Here is a 13381-nt window from a genome sequence, read left to right as displayed (position 1 = left end):
CCATGGCCAAGCGCATCGAGGCGAGCAACGTCTCCTCCTACTACGGCGACTTCAAGGCGATCGACAGCGTGTCGATGACCGTCGAGCCGAAGACCATCACCGCCCTGATCGGCCCGTCCGGCTGCGGCAAGTCCACCTTCCTGCGGTCCATCAACCGCATGCACGAGGTGCTGCCGAACGCCCGGATCGAGGGGCGCCTGACGATCGACGACCAGAACATCTACGACCCGGACGTCGACGTGACCGCGGTCCGTCGCATGATCGGCATGGTCTTCCAGCGGCCCAACCCGTTCCCAACCATGTCGATCTACGAGAACGCGGTCGCCGGCCTCAAGCTGAACGGCGTCAAGAAGAAGTCGATCCTCGACGAGGCCGCCGAGAAGTCGCTGCGCGCCGCGAACATCTGGGACGAGGTCAAGGACCGCCTCGACCGGCCGGGCGCGGGCCTCTCCGGCGGTCAGCAGCAGCGTCTGTGCATCGCCCGCACGATCGCCGTCGAGCCGCAGGTCGTGCTGATGGACGAGCCCTGCTCGGCCCTCGACCCGATCTCCACGCTGGCGATCGAGGACCTGATGTTCAAGCTGAAGGACCGCTTCACGATCATCATCGTCACGCACAACATGCAGCAGGCGGCCCGCGTCAGCGACAAGACCGGCTTCTTCTCGATCGACAAGACCGGTGACCCGGGCCGTCTGATCGAGTACGACGACACCCAGAAGATCTTCAGCAACCCGTCGCAGAAGAAGACCGAGGACTACATCACCGGCCGGTTCGGCTGAGTCCCCGTTCTGCACCGCTTCGAGAAAGGGGAGTCGCGGACGCGACTCCCCTTTCTCGTGGGCGGATCGACCTGGCGATCATTCCGTGTCTTCGTGCCGGACCGGGGTGGCCGTTGACGCGTACCCCCGAGAGAGGGTGATCAGCGACGGCCGCGACCGGACGTCAGTAGACGACGCCCATCTGCTCCCGCAGCGTGTCGAGGAGCGTCATGACCTCGAGCGTCGTGGTGTGCGAGACCAGCGGGCTCTCCAGCTCGCCCCGCGCCAGGCAGCGCTGCACCTCGGCGGCCTCGAACTGGTAGCCGGTGCCCTCGAACGGGAATTCGAAGGTCTCCACGTCCTGACCCGGGCGGTGCAGCGTGAACGACCGCGGCACCATGAAGCCCGGCGGGATCTCGATGCGGCCGAGAGTGCCGGAGATCGAGGCGCCGTTCGGGCTCTCGCCGTTGATGCTGCAGGTGAGGGCGGCCACCGCGCCGGACTCGTAACCGAGCAGGATGCCGCTGGTCTCGTCGACGTTCTCCGGCGTCAGCTTGGCCCAGCCGTGCACGGAGGCCGGCGTGCCCAGGACCAGATGGGCCAGGTGCAGCGGGTACACGCCCAGGTCCAGCAGGGCGCCACCGCCGAGCTTCGGGTCACGCAGGCGGTGCGAGGGCTCGAACGGCCCGTGCAGGCCGAAGTCGGCGTGCACCGAGGCCACGTCGCCGATGACACCGTCCGCGACCAACTCGGCGATCTTGCGGATGGCCGGGTTGCAGCGCATCCACATGGCCTCCATCAGGAAGACACCGGCGCTGCGGGCGGCCTGGACGAGATGCGCGGACGTCGGCAGGTCCAGGGTGAGCGGCTTCTCCACCAGCACGGCCTTGCCGGCTTCGATGCAGAGCAGCGCACCCTCGAGGTGGAAGGCGTGCGGCGTCGCGACGTAGACGACGTCCACGTCGTCGTCGGCGGCCAGCTCGGCGTAGGAGCCGTGCGCCCGCGCGAACCCGTGGCGCGCGGCGAAGGTCTCCGCGGTGGCCGCGGAACGTGAGCCCACGGCGGCGAGTTCGGCGCCCGGCACGAGCTTGAGGTCGGCGGCGAAGGCGTTGGCGATCCCGCCGGGGCCGAGGATGCCCCAGCGCACGTTCTGTTCCGTCATGATCAGCACGGTATATGCAAAAGTGGCGGGATGGATCCGATGGTGCTGCCCGAGGCGATGGCACAGCGGGCACGAGAGTTCACCGGGCCGCCGGTGCCGGCCCGTCCGGCGGCGACCGTGGTCCTTCTGCGACCTTCCGGTCCGGCGTTTCAGGTGTACGTGCTGCGCCGGGCGAAAACCATGGTCTTCGGAGGGCTTTACGCGTTCCCCGGTGGCGCGGTGGACCCGTCGGACCGGCCGGCGACGGTGCGGGCGGACTGGGCGGCGCGGCTGGGTGTGCCGGACGAGCAGGCCCGCGCGGTGGTGGGTGCCGCGGCGCGGGAGCTGTTCGAGGAGGCCGGGGTGTTGCTGGCCGGCCCCGGAGTGATCGGGGTGGACGCGCCGGACTGGGAGGCGGACCGGCTGGCGGTGCTGCGCCGGGAGCTGACCATGACCGAGCTGCTGGAGCGCCGTGGCCTGCGGCTGCGCGACGATCTGCTGCTGCCGTGGGCCCGCTGGGTGACGCCCGAGTTCGAGCCGCGGCGGTACGACACCTGGTTCTTCGCGGCGCTGCTGCCGGACGGGCAGCAGGCGCGGGACGTCTCCGGTGAGGCGGACCGGACCGCGTGGATCGACCCGGACCGGCACGGTGACCTGCCGATGCTGCCGCCGACCCGGCACACGCTGCACCAGCTGGCCGGGGCGGGGAGCGTCGACGCCGTGGTGGCCGCCTCCTTGGAGCGGGACGCGGCGACGCCGCTGAACCCGCGGGTGGAGGCCGCGCCGGACGGCCGGTGGCTGCTGCGGGTGCCGGATCAGCCGAACAGCGGGCGGACCGCGAAGTAGACCAGGCAGGAGATGACCGCGGCGGCGGGGAACGTCGTCACCCAGGCGATGATGATGTTGCTCGCCACGTTCCAGCGGACCGCGCTGAGCCGTTTCGTCGCGCCCACGCCCATGATCGCCGAGGTGATGGTGTGCGTGGTCGAGATCGGCGCGTGCAGCACCAGGGCGTTGAAGTAGAGCACCGAGCTGGCCACCGTCTCGGCGGCGAAGCCCTCCGCGGGCCCGAGGTCGATGATCTTCCGGCCCAGGGTGCGGATGATCCGCCAGCCGCCGGCGTAGGTGCCCGCCGCCAGCATGGTCGCGGACGCCCAGTACACCCACTCCGGGATGTGCGACGACGAGCTCTGGAAGCCGCCGGTGTAGAGGGCCAGCACCACGATGCCCATGGTCTTGGCGGCGTCCTGCATGCCGTGGCCGATCGCCATGCCGGCGGCGGAGACCATCTGGGCGATGCGGAAGCCGCGGTTCAGTTTCGCCGGGTGACCACGCCGGAAGATCCACATGATCGCGATCATCATGAAGAACCCGAGGATCAGGCCGACCACGGGCGACACCACCATCGGGACCAGGACCTTCGCGACGATGTTGCCCCACTGGACCTCGCCGGCGGTGGCGAAGAGCGTGGCGCCGACCAGCCCGCCGAACAGGGCGTGCGAGGAGCTGGAGGGCAGTCCGAAGTACCAGGTGATCAGGTTCCAGGCGATGGCGCCGAGCACGCCGGCGAAGACGATGCCCAGGCTCGGCACGCCGAGCGGCAGGGTGACGAGACCGTCGCCGACGGTCTTCGCGACCTCGGTGCCCAGGTGCGCGCCGATGAAGTTGCCGATCGCGGCCATCCCCAGCGCGATCCGTGGGGTGAGGGCGCGGGTGCTGACACTGGTGGCGATGGCGTTCGCCGCGTCGTGGAAGCCGTTGGTGTAGTCGAAGACCATCGCGGCGGCGATCACCGCCAGGACGGCGATCAGTTCGGGAGTCAAGGCCTAGGACTCCTTGACCGCGATGGTCTCGATGGTGTTCGCCACGTGCTCGAACGCGTCACAGGCCGCCTCCAGCTCGTCGACGACCTCTTTCATCTTGAGGACGGTCAGAGCGTCGTACTCGCCGGAGAAGAGGCGCACCAGCAGCATCCGGTAGGCGCGGTCGCCGTCGTTCTCCAGACGGTTGATCTCGATCCAGTACTCCTCGAGACCCTTCATCGACCGCAGCCGGGGCATCGCCTCCGCGGTCAGTTTCGCCTGCTGGTCGAGGACGGTCACCAGCTCGTGCATCTCGCGGGGCAGCGACGGGAGGGCGGTCAGCCCGTACAGGTAGAGCAGGTTGCCGGCCGCCTCCAGGTGGTCCATCACGTCGTCGAGCTGGGAGCCCAGCGAGTAGATGTCCTCCCGGTCGAACGGCGTGATGAAGGTGGAGTTGATCTTCTTGTAGAGCTCGTGGGTGATCGAGTCGCTGTCGTGCTCGACATCGCCGAGCCGGTCCGCGACCGACGCGACGTCCACGCCCGGCAGCGCCAGCTCGTTGAGCAGTTCGGTGCCCTTCACCAGGTTGAGCGCGGCTCTGGTGAAGAGATCGAAGAAAGCGCCCTCGACGGGACGGAAAGAGAACTTCACGGCTGCGACCTCGATCGACGGGCTTTTGTTGGATCTCCGGAGGGCATGCTACTGGTCCACGGAGGGTCACCCGTCCGCCATGGTCTCAAACCGGCTCGTGGTGGGTGACTGTCCGTGGTGCCGTCGGGCGGGGCGCCGACCGCCGTACCGCCCTGGTGGGCAGGTGGGAGCGGGGAGGCGGGCTCACCGGGTGTCGTCGCAGGTGCCGGGCCAGGCCGGTCAGGTCGGTGTCCGCGATCACATCGACCCCGGCGGCCCCGAGCTCGGACCAGACCGCCGCACGGGCCCGCCGCGACGATCCCTCGGGCAGCCCGCAGATCCGCACGGTACGGCCGTCCTCGTGCGCGGCCCGGATCAGCGCGTGCAGCTGGTGACGCTCCTCGGCGGTGATCGCCTCCTGACCGTCCCAGCCGAACCGGCGGTTCCACGGCTCGCTGATCATCGGGACCAGGCTGGGCGGGGCGGAGTGCGAACCCAGGTCGTCGAAGGTGCCGTCGGCGAAGGCGTACCGCTCGGGTTGGGCGGCGAGCAGCTCACGGACGTCGACGACGCCGGTGACCGTCACGGTCACCACCCCCGGGACCAGCTCGTCGCCGCGGCATTTGCTGAGCAGCGCGGCGTGGTCCTGCAGCTGCCGGTCGAGCATCCGGTACGCCCGGAGCAGCGCCTCGGTGTCCCGGTTGTCCCCGCCGAACTCGATGACCAGCCGGAACGGCGCCTGCTGGTTGCGCCAGAGCCGTCCACCGCCGGCGTGCGCGCGGGCGAAGAGCGGCGCCAGCACGAGCCGGCGCAGGGTGCGTCCCGGCTGTGGTGCGCCCGAGCCGAGGTAGAGCTCGCCGTGCGGGCCCGGCCGTACCTGCGCGGTCATCCCGGCGAAGCCCAGCTTGAGGGCCGTGGGCAGGGGGTATGCCGAGGTCCCGGTGAGCGCGTGGCCGGTGGGCAGGTAGGGCCGGGCGCGGCGGAGGACCGCGACCGAGATCGCGCCGCCCGCCCCGGCCAGACCGACGAGGCCGCCGGCGACAGTCGCGATGTCCTGCACGACAACACCATCCGATTCGTACGAAATGAGAGGTTAATACTGTGGCATAGTCGCTAGCTCCGATCGCGTAATGTCGCGCAGAATTCGTGCCATGCCGTCTTCTTCGGTGGTCACCGGTGAGTTCGAGGCGCAGCGGTCCTACCTGATCGCCGTCGCCTACCGCATGCTCGGCAACCGGTCCGAGGCCGAGGACGCGGTGCAGGAGGCCTGGCTGCGGTACGCCGCCCACCACGACGAGATCCGCGACGTCCGCGGCTGGCTCACCACGGTCACCGCCCGCATCTGCCTGGACCAGCTCAACTCCGCACGGGTACGCCGCACCGCGTACCCCGGCCAGTGGTTGCCGGCCTACCTGGTCGCGCCGGACGCCGACCCGGCCGACCACGCCGAACTCGCCGACCAGGTCAGCGTGGCCCTGCTCGTGGTGCTCGAGAAACTCAGCCCGGAACAACGGGTGGCCCTGGTCCTGCACGACGCGTTCGCCGTCCCGTTCGAGGAGGTCGCCGCGGTCCTGGACACCACCGTCGCCACCGCACGCCAGCACGCCTCCCGCGCCCGCAAGGCGGTCGCCGCCGGTGGCGTCCGGCACACCGCGGGACTGGCCGAGCAGCGCAAGGTCCTGGAGGCGTTCCTCACCGCGGCGAGCAGCGGCGACATGCGTACCCTCGCGGCGGTCCTCGCCCCCGACGTGGTGGCCGTCAGCGACGGCGGCGGTGTGGTCCGCTCCGCACTCCAGCCGGTGTACGGCGCCGACAAGGTGGCCCGCTTCTACGTCGGCCTGCTCACCCGCAAGCTGGCCGGGATCACCGACATGGAGGTGACGCCGGTGCTGGTCAACGGGGCGGCGGCGCTGCTGGTGCGCGGCACCCGGACCGACGGCGCCCGGCTGCTCGCGGTGATCACCGTCGCGGTCGACGAGGGGCGGATCACCGGGGTGTTCAACCAGCAGAACCCGGAGAAACTAGTCCTCGGTGACCTGTAGCAGGTGCTTGCGGTAGTGCGTGGCGAACGGCTCGGTGCCGTCGCCCAGCCAGACCAGCAGCTGCTCGGCGGCCGCCCGGGCGTGTCCCACCACGTCCTCGGGGTAACCGAACGAGGCGCGGTGCTCGTCGAACTCGTCCTCGTCGCGCAACTCCACCAGGCCGCTCTCACGGCGGCGGACCGCGTCCAGATCGAGGTCGATCAGGTGAACAGTGTCACCCTCCCAGCGCGCCGGAGTGGTGATGTCGCAGTAGACCTCACTGGTCCGCGGCGGCGGGTTGAACATCCCGGTCCACCACGCCGAATGGGGGATGAGCAGCACGAACGGAATCTGCTCCACCGAGGGCCGTCCGTGGTAGACCGACGCCGTCCCGCGAGTCACACCCACCCAGACGCCGAGGTCGTCCTCGGCCAGTCGTCGAGCCGGGTAGTCACGATGGGCCGAACCGTCGTACTTCGTAAAGATGACCCGGACCATCTCGCTCGGCATGGGTGCACCCTAACGGTGGTCCGGTTCTGTCGGTGGTGGCGGGTACGGTTCCTGCGTGCCCGCAGCCTCCAAGAAGAAGCCGACCGCCGAGCAGATCCTCGCCGCCGCGGTCGGAGCCGTCCCGGGAGGGGCTTCCCGCCCTGGCCAGAAGGCGATGGTCGAAGCCATCGACAAGGCAGTCAAGAGCAAGGAACACCTGCTCGTCCAGGCCGGCACGGGCACCGGCAAGAGCCTGGGATACCTCACGCCCGCGCTGCTCGTCGACGGTCCGGTGGTGGTCTCCACCGCCACCCTCGCCCTGCAGAACCAGCTCGTCGAGCACGACCTGCCCCGCCTGGTCGAGGCGGTCCAGCCGGTCCTCGGCCGGCGGCCGTCGTTCGCCGTCCTCAAAGGCCGCCACCACTACCTCTGCGTGGCGAAACTCGAACACGCCGACGAGGAGACCCCGACCGACACGCTGTTCGACGACGCGCCCGCGCCCCGGGCCGGCCAGTGGCTCGGCGAGGCCGGCAAACTCGGCAAGCAGATCCAGCGGGTCCGCGCCTGGGCGGAGAAGACCGAGACCGGCGACCGTGACGAGCTCGACCCCGGCGTCGACGACACGGCCTGGAAACAGGTCTCCATGCCGGCCCGCGACTGCGTCGGTGCCGCCCGCTGTCCGTACGGCGCGGAGTGCTTCGCCGAGGCGTCCCGGGTCCGCGCCCGCGAAGCCGACATCGTCGTCACCAACCACAGCCTGCTCGCCGTCGACATGATCGCCGAGCACCAGATCGTCCCGCCGCACAAACTGCTCGTCGTCGACGAGGCCCACGAACTGGCCGACCGGGTCTCCTCGGCGGCGCAGGCCGAGCTCACCGCCGAGGCGGTCGAACGGGCCGGCCGCCGGTCCCGCACCCTCATCTCCCCGGCCACCGCCGAGGCCCTCGCCGCCGCAGCCGACGCGCTCACCGTCGGACTCGCCGACATCCCCGCCGGGCGGCTCACCGACGGCCTGCCCGAATCGCTGCGCCTGGCCGTCTCCCAGATCGAGTCGGCCACCCGGGCGGGGCTCACCGGCATCGGCGAGGTCAAGTCCGACGACCCCGACCCGGTCACCAAACAGCAGGCCAAAGCGGTCCTCGACGACATCTCCACCACCGCGCAGCGCCTCCTCGAGGAGGACGCGTCCGACGTCGCCTGGGTGGAGAAATCCGACATGGGCAGCGGTCGTCGCGCCCTGGTCGTGGCGCCGCTCTCGGTGGCCGGCACGCTCGCCCAGAGCCTCTACGCCGACCGGACCGTGGTGGTCACCTCCGCCACGCTGACCCTCGGCGGGCGCTTCGACACCGTCGCCCGCTCCCTCGGCCTGCCCGCCGGGACCACCGACAGCGAGGGTGACGGTTGGACCTCCCTCGATGTCGGCTCCCCGTTCGACTATCCGAAACAGGGCATCCTCTACGTGGCGGCGCACCTGCCGCGCCCGGCCATGTCGGGCCTGCCCGAGGCCGCGGGCGAGGAACTCCTCAAGCTGGTCCAGGCGCTCGGCGGGCGGACCCTCGGGCTGTTCTCCTCCCGCAAGGCCGCCAGCCAGGCCGCCGAGCTTCTGCGCGCCCGCACCGACCTGCCGATCCTGCTGCAGGGCGACGAGACCCTGCCGATCCTGGTCCGCAAATTCCGGGAGCAGAAGGAGAGCTGCCTGTTCGGGGTGATGTCACTCTGGCAGGGCGTGGATGTGCCCGGTGACTCCTGCCAGCTCGTGGTGATCGACCGGCTGCCGTTCCCCCGCCCCGACGAGCCGCTGGCTGCCGCCCGCTCGGCCGCCGCCGACGCCTCCCGGCCCGGTTCCGGCTTCTCGTCGGTGAGCGTCCCGATCGCCGCCGTCCGGCTGGCACAGGGCGTGGGCCGGCTGATCCGCTCCACGGGCGACAAGGGCGTGGTCGCCATCCTGGACTCGCGCCTGGAGACCGCCCGCAGCTACGGCACGTTCCTGCGCCGGTCCCTGCCCCCGTTCTGGTACACCACCAAGACCGAGGTGGCGATCGGCGCGCTCAACCGGCTCGCGAAAGGCTGACAGCCATGATGTGGATCGCCTGCACCCTGCTCGTCGACCGTTCCGGCGCGTTGCTGCTGCAACTCCGCGACGAACACGCGCCGTACTACCCGAACGTCTGGGGCCTGCCCGGCGGCGCGATCGAGGGCGAGGAGACGCCGGAGGAGGGCGCGGCCCGCGAGCTGTGGGAGGAGACGTCGCTACGGGCCGACGGGCCGCTGCGCCTGTTCGCCAAGCAGGAGCTGCCCGAGCAGGACCGCCTCAAGCACTACTTCTACGGCGGCACGTCGGCCACGCAGGACGACGTGGTGCTCGGCGAGGGCGCCGCGATGCTCTTCATCCCGCCGTCCGAGGTCCTCGAACGGCCCTTCACTCCGGGCAGCGTCGAGGTCATCACCCGTTTCCTGAACTCCCCGGAATACGCGGCGCTGTTCTGACAGCCCGGAGGTCAGGCCACGTCGAGCCGGATGTCGCCGATCCTGGCCACGACGTCGACTTGGCCGCCCAGCCCTGCGACGTACACCCGCAGAACGTCGAGACTGACCGCCTCGCCGTTCTCGATCTGGCTGATCCGGGCCTGGGTGAGGCCGGTCGCCTCACCGAGCCGGCTCTGCGTCATACCCAGGTCTTTGCGGATTTCGGCCAGGCGTGCGCCGCTGACGGAGGCGAGCATCTGCTCGCGCATGTGACGGCGCCGCTCCATCCGGTCGGGCGCATCCCAGTCCGGATCCGCCGCACGCGCCTTCGCTTTGACATCACGCCAGTTCACGGCATCGGTCATCGCTCACCCTCCTTGCCGAGCCTCTTCGGGTGTTCGGTGAATCGTGCGTCAGCCAGCGGAATCGCGGCCTCGTACCATTCTTGCCACTGCCCGGACTTGTCTCCTGCCACTAGGAAGATCGCCTGACGAGCCGGGTCGAAAGCAAAGATCAGCCGCAGCTCCGACTGCCCGGTCGAGGCGGTCCGTAGTCCCTTCATATTGTGATATGCGCTGCCCTTCAGCCGATCGACAAGAGGGCGCCCGAGGGCGGGACCTCGTGCGACGAGAACTTCTATCGCTTCGGCGATCTGATCGGCGCTGACCGGATCCGTCTCGCAAACCCGTGGAAACCATGCCTCCACCTCCAGATGAAGTACGACCTCCCACATGGCTCTGATTATAAGTAAAACTTATGATCTTTGGACGGGTGGCCTCGGTGGGCGAGGTGGGGCTTGCGTTGTCGGCGGGGCGTGCCACCATGGCTGCCGTGACGGGGCCTGGTGCTGGAGGGACGCGGGAGCGGCGGCGCTGGGTGCTGCCCGCCGTGGCCGCGGGGTGGGCGGTGCTGCTGGCCGGCGGCATCGTCTGGTCGGTGCGCAACGATCCGCCCACCGTGGCCGAGCAGCGGGACGTCGCGAAAGCCGTGCCCGAGTTGCGGACGGCGTTCGGGGCGCTGGCCGCGGCGGCGCAGGACGAGCGTTGGGCGATCCGGCTGGGTGCGACCCGGGTCGAGGACTGCGCGATCACCCCGGTCCGTGGTGGGCAGGAGCTGACCCGGGACGTGGTGCTCTATGTGGCGGAGGGCGACGCTCGCACGGCCCTGGAGACGGTCGCCCAACGGCTGCCGGAGGACTACCAGGCGGTGACCGTGGCCACCCGGGGCGGGACGAAACTGCTGTTCGCCGCCGACGCCGGGGAGTTCGTCGGGATCGAGGCGACCGGGCAGTCGACCGACCAGGAGCTGAGCCTGCGGGTCTACACCGGGTGCCGGCCGTCGTCCGGGGTTCCCGAGATCGGTGACCCGGTCGGTGGGGCCGAGCCGGCCGCGCTCACCACGGCGCTGCAGGGGCTGGACGCGGTGGGGACGCCGGTGACCGGGACGCGGGCGGTGAGCTGCCCGGACGGCGGGACCACGGTGACCTTCACGGTGGACGTGGGACCGGCCGATGCGGAGATCACGCCGCGCGGGGTGCCGGGCGGCACCGAACTGTTGTGGTCCGGCGCGGACGGGTGGGCCTACCGGGCGGGCGGTGACGCGGTGGTGGTCGCCGCCGAGGGTGGCCGCCTCCTGCTGAACGTCACCACGAACTGCCGCCCCGCATAGCGCCGTGACCCCGTTGACCCTGGGTGCGCCGGTCAGTGCACCAAGATCGAGACGGGTGTGTCAGTAGACGAGTGCCTGGGCGTTTTCGGACATGATCTCTTCGACGAAGACGGCGGCGCCGGCGATCCGGATGCCCGGGATCACGTCGTCGGGGCCGATGCCGCGCCGGGCCGCGCACTGCGTGCACAGCGTGATCCGGCCCGCCTCCAGCAGCACCTCGAGCAGGTCCGGCAACGGTGCCGCGTGCTCCAGGGTGAACTCGGCGGCCCGTCCGGGCAGGGCGAACCACGCCGACTCCCCGGTGAGCCAGAGCGACACCTCGACCCCGGACGCGGCAGCCGTGCTCGCCACGGTGAACGCCTGCGAGCAGCGTTCTGGCGCATCGGCTCCGGCGGTGGTCTTGACGACCAGCAAGCGTGCCATACCGGTCAGCATAGGATGGGCGCGTCATGGTTACGGAAATCGGGTTCGTGAGCCTGCTGGTGGCCGCTCTGGGCGGCATGGCGGGCGGCTTCGGATATCTGGCGATGCGTATTTCAAGGGGGCGTTGGTGACCGGCGAGCAGGACAACCCACTGGGACCCCCGCCGTGGCTCAATGCGCCGGCGGTCGACGGGTACCCCTACGAGGACACGCACGACCTGCGGGTCGGCCCGGATCTGAATCCGGAGCTGCTCGGCCTGCTGCCGTTCGTGGGCCTGTGGCGGGGCCGTGGTCAGGGTGGTTTCCCGGCGGAGGAGGACTACAACTTCGCCCAGGAGATCCGGATCAGCCACGACGGCCGGCCGTTCCTGCGCTACGAGTCGCGTGCCTGGCTGCTCGACGACGAGTCGAAGCCGACCGGGATGGCGCTGACCGAGTCCGGTTTCTGGCGTCCGGTGCTGGTCGACGGTCGTCCCGGTGACGAGATGGAGGCCACGATGATCCGCCCGGACGGGGTGGCCGAGATCTACCTGGGCAAGACCGTCAGCGCCACCCGGCTGGAGATGGAGGCGGACGCGGTGGCCTACACGCCGTCCGGCCTGCCGGTGACCGGTGGCCAGCGGCTCTTCGGCATCGTCGACGGCGCCCTGCTCTACGCGCAGGAGATCGCGGTCGGCAACAGCGGCCTGAGGCCGCACATGTCGGCGCGCCTCCCCCGCATCGGCGGATAAAGCACAAGAAATGGTTCCGCCGGCGATTCCTCGGAAGCGAGAGCGCCGGCGGTTCTCAGAAACCGAGCGCGTCCAGCAACCGCGGGGTCCAGGCGGAACGTTGCCGCGGGACCCCGTCCAGGCTGGTCACCTCGGCCAGGCCCCGCAGCGACGAGGCCAGCCAGATCGCGTCGGCCGCGGCCAGTTCCGGCAGCGTGACCATGGTCTCCGCGGCGGTCAGGCCCAGCGACGGCGCCAGCGACAGCAGGTGTGCCGCGGTGATGCCGGCCAGGATCCCGGCCTGCTCCGGCGGGACCGTGCACAGCGTGTCTCCCACCAGCCAGACGATCGATGACGTGGGCGCTTCCAGCGCGTACCCCTCGGAGGAGAGCCAGACCACGTCCTCGGCCCCGTGCCGCCTCGCCCAGCGCCGCGCCGCGAAGCTGCTCGCGTAGGAGAGTGACTTGGCCGCGGTGACCGACCACGGCGGCCGCCGGAGGGCTGACACGCCCGTGTCGGCGCTGAGCACCCGCACGCCGTCGCGGCGTTCCCGCAGGACCTGCTCCGGCACCGGCGAGACGTCGATGTGCAGAATCAGGCTCCGGGTGTAGACGATGCGCATCGCCCCGGTATCTCGTGCCGCAGCGAGCGCCCGGTCCCGGACGTCCGGCGGGGGCGGCATGTCGAGGAGCGCGGCCGATCGGTCCAGCCGATCCAGGTGGGCGTCGAGCAGCCACGGGCCGGACGGACGCAGGTGCAGGGTCTCGAAGACACCGTCGCCGAGCAGGTCCGCCGGCGGAACCGGGATGCGGTCGTTCACGAGTCGGAAACTAGTGCGGTGTCCACGAGCGTTCACCGGGTGGGTGTCGGTGTGCGTTGTGGATCCTCGCGCACGGGTGTGTGCGAGCGACTCCCCTCCCGTAGGGGTGGGGCGGGCCTCCGCCGGCCATTCGACCCTGTCGGCGCTGGTGGGCGTCGGGGGTCACGCCGTGCCGTTGCGACACCGGGGAGGTGCCGTCCGGCCCGACGGTGCATGACCAACCCACCTGAGGTGATTCTCGGTGGGGTGGTGGTCGCGCCTCCCGGGATACGGGTGGCGATGGTGGACGCCGCAGCGAGGTCGCGGTGCCCGGTGAACGTGCAGTGAGGGCAGGTCATGACCCTGCCCTTCGGTTTGGTGATGCGTGTGCGGCAGTGCGGGCAGGTGGACGAGGTGCCGCGTTCGTCGACCAGATGGACCCGGATCCCGGCGAGGGCGGCCTTGTCCTGCAGGA

At 70.5% G+C, this 13381-nt stretch carries 18 protein-coding genes; 8 read left to right on the top strand and 10 right to left on the bottom strand.

Annotated elements, in window-relative coordinates; translation table 11 throughout:
- Window positions 1-2: 2 nt before the first annotated feature.
- Window positions 3-779, top strand: coding sequence for a phosphate ABC transporter ATP-binding protein PstB (gene pstB / locus QSK32_RS41485; RefSeq protein WP_045747846.1), 777 nt, complete (start codon window positions 3-5; stop codon window positions 777-779).
- Window positions 780-942: 163 nt separating this feature from the next.
- On the opposite strand, the gene QSK32_RS41480 is transcribed toward pstB, so the two are convergent.
- Window positions 943-1920 carry a Gfo/Idh/MocA family protein gene (locus QSK32_RS41480; RefSeq protein ID WP_285475059.1) on the bottom strand — a complete coding sequence of 326 codons (978 nt, stop codon included), beginning with the start codon at window positions 1918-1920 and terminating at the stop codon, window positions 943-945.
- A gap of 39 nt (window positions 1921-1959) precedes the next feature.
- Here QSK32_RS41480 and QSK32_RS41475 point away from each other — a divergent pair, with 39 nt between their 5' ends.
- Window positions 1960-2745 (top strand): NUDIX hydrolase, encoded by a 786-nt coding sequence (locus QSK32_RS41475; RefSeq protein ID WP_169792569.1) that lies wholly within the window; start codon window positions 1960-1962, stop codon window positions 2743-2745.
- Here the strand turns inward: QSK32_RS41475 and QSK32_RS41470 are convergent.
- From QSK32_RS41470 to QSK32_RS41460, 3 genes are all read right to left on the bottom strand, one after another.
- Complete coding sequence (locus QSK32_RS41470) at window positions 2715-3722, bottom strand: inorganic phosphate transporter (RefSeq protein ID WP_045747844.1); 1008 nt, start codon at window positions 3720-3722, stop codon at window positions 2715-2717. The two genes, QSK32_RS41475 and QSK32_RS41470, sit on opposite strands and share 31 nt — an antisense overlap.
- 3 nt (window positions 3723-3725) lie before the next feature.
- On the bottom strand, window positions 3726-4352 hold the full coding sequence (locus tag QSK32_RS41465; RefSeq protein ID WP_045747843.1) for a DUF47 domain-containing protein: 627 nt from the start codon (window positions 4350-4352) through the stop codon (window positions 3726-3728).
- Between the two features lie 85 nt (window positions 4353-4437).
- Window positions 4438-5391: a PI-PLC domain-containing protein gene (locus QSK32_RS41460; RefSeq protein WP_045747842.1), complete on the bottom strand. Its 954-nt coding sequence runs from the start codon at window positions 5389-5391 to the stop codon at window positions 4438-4440.
- 91 nt (window positions 5392-5482) lie between these two features.
- On the opposite strand from QSK32_RS41460, the gene sigJ reads away from it, so the two are divergent.
- Window positions 5483-6373 carry an RNA polymerase sigma factor SigJ gene (gene sigJ / locus QSK32_RS41455; protein WP_045747841.1) on the top strand — a complete coding sequence of 297 codons (891 nt, stop codon included), beginning with the start codon at window positions 5483-5485 and terminating at the stop codon, window positions 6371-6373.
- On the opposite strand, the gene QSK32_RS41450 is transcribed toward sigJ, so the two are convergent.
- On the bottom strand, window positions 6353-6862 hold the full coding sequence (locus tag QSK32_RS41450) for a DUF402 domain-containing protein (RefSeq protein WP_045747840.1): 510 nt from the start codon (window positions 6860-6862) through the stop codon (window positions 6353-6355). The genes sigJ and QSK32_RS41450 overlap by 21 nt on opposite strands.
- Window positions 6863-6917: 55 nt before the next feature.
- Between QSK32_RS41450 and QSK32_RS41445 the strand changes: the two genes are divergently transcribed.
- On the top strand, window positions 6918-8912 hold the full coding sequence (locus QSK32_RS41445) for an ATP-dependent DNA helicase (protein WP_045747839.1): 1995 nt from the start codon (window positions 6918-6920) through the stop codon (window positions 8910-8912).
- A 5-nt stretch (window positions 8913-8917) separates the two neighbouring features.
- A complete protein-coding gene (locus QSK32_RS41440) occupies window positions 8918-9328 on the top strand; it encodes an NUDIX hydrolase (RefSeq protein WP_285475058.1) in 411 nt (136 codons plus the stop codon).
- An 11-nt stretch (window positions 9329-9339) separates the two neighbouring features.
- On the opposite strand, the gene QSK32_RS41435 is transcribed toward QSK32_RS41440, so the two are convergent.
- The gene (locus tag QSK32_RS41435; protein WP_045747837.1) at window positions 9340-9672 is read right to left on the bottom strand and encodes a helix-turn-helix domain-containing protein; all 333 of its coding nucleotides are present in this window, start codon (window positions 9670-9672) and stop codon (window positions 9340-9342) included.
- Window positions 9669-10040 carry a type II toxin-antitoxin system RelE/ParE family toxin gene (locus QSK32_RS41430; RefSeq protein ID WP_285475057.1) on the bottom strand — a complete coding sequence of 124 codons (372 nt, stop codon included), beginning with the start codon at window positions 10038-10040 and terminating at the stop codon, window positions 9669-9671. The genes QSK32_RS41435 and QSK32_RS41430 overlap by 4 nt, the downstream gene beginning before the upstream one ends.
- A 98-nt stretch (window positions 10041-10138) precedes the next feature.
- On the opposite strand from QSK32_RS41430, the gene QSK32_RS41425 reads away from it, so the two are divergent.
- A complete protein-coding gene (locus tag QSK32_RS41425; protein ID WP_285475056.1) occupies window positions 10139-10975 on the top strand; it encodes a hypothetical protein in 837 nt (278 codons plus the stop codon).
- A gap of 60 nt (window positions 10976-11035) precedes the next feature.
- Here QSK32_RS41425 and QSK32_RS41420 read toward each other — a convergent pair whose 3' ends face one another.
- A complete protein-coding gene (locus QSK32_RS41420; RefSeq protein WP_045747836.1) occupies window positions 11036-11410 on the bottom strand; it encodes a DsrE family protein in 375 nt (124 codons plus the stop codon).
- 14 nt (window positions 11411-11424) lie between these two features.
- On the opposite strand from QSK32_RS41420, the gene mtfM reads away from it, so the two are divergent.
- Both mtfM and QSK32_RS41410 read left to right on the top strand, forming a co-directional pair.
- Window positions 11425-11529 carry a small membrane protein MtfM gene (gene mtfM, locus QSK32_RS41415; protein ID WP_045747835.1) on the top strand — a complete coding sequence of 35 codons (105 nt, stop codon included), beginning with the start codon at window positions 11425-11427 and terminating at the stop codon, window positions 11527-11529.
- Window positions 11526-12128 (top strand): heme-binding beta-barrel domain-containing protein, encoded by a 603-nt coding sequence (locus tag QSK32_RS41410; RefSeq protein ID WP_045747834.1) that lies wholly within the window; start codon window positions 11526-11528, stop codon window positions 12126-12128. The genes mtfM and QSK32_RS41410 overlap by 4 nt, the downstream gene beginning before the upstream one ends.
- Window positions 12129-12183: 55 nt before the next feature.
- Here QSK32_RS41410 and QSK32_RS41405 read toward each other — a convergent pair whose 3' ends face one another.
- Both QSK32_RS41405 and QSK32_RS45635 read right to left on the bottom strand, forming a co-directional pair.
- Entirely contained in the window at window positions 12184-12927 is a 744-nt protein-coding gene (locus QSK32_RS41405) for an aminotransferase class IV (protein WP_285475055.1), read from the bottom strand.
- 32 nt (window positions 12928-12959) lie between these two features.
- The gene (locus QSK32_RS45635; RefSeq protein ID WP_353051017.1) at window positions 12960-13379 is read right to left on the bottom strand and encodes a zinc ribbon domain-containing protein; all 420 of its coding nucleotides are present in this window, start codon (window positions 13377-13379) and stop codon (window positions 12960-12962) included.
- Between the last annotated feature and the right edge of the window lie 2 nt (window positions 13380-13381).

The sequence above is a fragment of the Actinoplanes sp. NBRC 101535 genome (assembly GCF_030269225.1).
Classification (GTDB): domain Bacteria; phylum Actinomycetota; class Actinomycetes; order Mycobacteriales; family Micromonosporaceae; genus Actinoplanes; species Actinoplanes rectilineatus.
The sequence above is the reverse complement of the archived record's forward strand: the minus strand, read 5'-3'. Positions and strand labels throughout refer to the sequence as shown.

Excerpts from the sequence above, each read along its gene's own strand:
- QSK32_RS41420 (WP_045747836.1), bottom strand. The coding sequence starts at position 11,410 with ATGCTGACCGGTATGGCACGCTTGCTGGTCGTCAAGACCACCGCCGGA.
- mtfM (WP_045747835.1), top strand. The coding sequence starts at position 11,425 with ATGGTTACGGAAATCGGGTTCGTGAGCCTGCTGGTGGCCGCTCTGGGC.
- pstB (WP_045747846.1), top strand. The coding sequence starts at position 3 with ATGGCCAAGCGCATCGAGGCGAGCAACGTCTCCTCCTACTACGGCGAC.
- sigJ (WP_045747841.1), top strand. The coding sequence starts at position 5,483 with ATGCCGTCTTCTTCGGTGGTCACCGGTGAGTTCGAGGCGCAGCGGTCC.
- QSK32_RS41435 (WP_045747837.1), bottom strand. The coding sequence starts at position 9,672 with ATGACCGATGCCGTGAACTGGCGTGATGTCAAAGCGAAGGCGCGTGCG.
- QSK32_RS41475 (WP_169792569.1), top strand. The coding sequence starts at position 1,960 with ATGGTGCTGCCCGAGGCGATGGCACAGCGGGCACGAGAGTTCACCGGG.
- QSK32_RS41480 (WP_285475059.1), bottom strand. The coding sequence starts at position 1,920 with ATGACGGAACAGAACGTGCGCTGGGGCATCCTCGGCCCCGGCGGGATC.
- QSK32_RS41440 (WP_285475058.1), top strand. The coding sequence starts at position 8,918 with ATGATGTGGATCGCCTGCACCCTGCTCGTCGACCGTTCCGGCGCGTTG.
- QSK32_RS41450 (WP_045747840.1), bottom strand. The coding sequence starts at position 6,862 with ATGCCGAGCGAGATGGTCCGGGTCATCTTTACGAAGTACGACGGTTCG.
- QSK32_RS41430 (WP_285475057.1), bottom strand. The coding sequence starts at position 10,040 with ATGTGGGAGGTCGTACTTCATCTGGAGGTGGAGGCATGGTTTCCACGG.